This window comes from Maribrevibacterium harenarium, from assembly GCF_006385675.1.
GTDB lineage: Bacteria > Pseudomonadota > Gammaproteobacteria > Pseudomonadales > Marinomonadaceae > Marinomonas > Marinomonas harenarium.
On sequence record NZ_VFRR01000141.1, the window covers coordinates 1 to 531 of the forward strand.

The 531-nt window shown below is 47.5% G+C and carries 1 pseudogene; it reads left to right on the forward strand.

Annotated elements, in window-relative coordinates:
• Nucleotides 1–57 precede the first annotated feature (57 nt).
• Nucleotides 58–531 (forward strand): annotated as a pseudogene (locus FJM67_RS17440) (transposase); the annotation flags it as partial.

The following is a 531-nucleotide window of genomic DNA, read 5'->3' on the forward strand; positions in this document are numbered from 1 at the left end:
AAAAATGATTGGGGTTTTAAGTAGAGAGTTTTATGATCAATGTATCAGGAGCGATCTATGAAAAAGTCACGTTTTACCGAAAGCCAGATAATGGCAATTTTGAAGCAGCATGAAGCTGGGGTATCGATCCCAGATCTTGCCCGAGAGCATAACGTTAGCTCAGCCTCCATCTATCAGTGGCGTGCTAAATACGGTGGTATGGATGCTTCTATGATGAAGCGTTTAAAAGAGTTAGAAGCTGAAAACACCCGACTCAAGAAGATGTATGCCGAAGAACGGCTCAAGGCCATGATTCGGCAGGAAGCGCTTGAGGGAAAGCTGTAAAGCCATCTCAACGTCGAGAGATGGCCAAGCAAGCCATCGAGAAGCACCAGATCTCGATTCGCTTGGCGTGTATCTGTCTGGGGATTAGCGAGACCTGTTTCCGATACGAGAGTAAGCTCTCGGCCGAGAACAAGCAGGTCGCCGATTGGTTGCTACGTCTGACGCAAGCGAATAAACGCTGGGGATTTGGGTTGTGCTATTTGTATC